This window comes from Gilvimarinus sp. 1_MG-2023, from assembly GCF_030548285.1.
The window spans coordinates 1-262 of sequence record NZ_JAUOSC010001169.1 but is presented as its reverse complement, the minus strand read 5'-3'; the positions used below and the strand labels follow the sequence as shown (position 1 = coordinate 262).

The window sequence follows — 262 nt, the reverse complement described above, 5'->3', positions numbered from 1 at the left end:
CTGCAGGCGTTTGGTGTCAACGTGCCGCTGATGATTACCCTGACCTTTGGCTTTGGTGTTGGCCTGGCTGGCCTGGCCGGAGTGCTGGCGGCCCCCGTGTATTCGGTCAGCCCGGATATGGGTGCCAATATCCTGATTGTGGTGTTCGCCATTGTGGTGATTGGCGGCATGGGATCGATCGGTGGTGCCATTCTGACCGGCTTGATGATGGGCATTATCGAAGGACTGACCAAATACTTTTACCCCGAGGCATCCACCACAG

General features: G+C 57.3%; 1 protein-coding gene. It reads left to right on the top strand.

What is annotated here, in order from left to right; genetic code table 11:
* Positions 1-30: 30 nt before the first annotated feature.
* Positions 31-262, top strand: a 232-nt coding sequence (locus Q4563_RS20540; RefSeq protein ID WP_442903828.1) for an ABC transporter permease subunit, incomplete at its 3' end; no start/stop codon positions are given.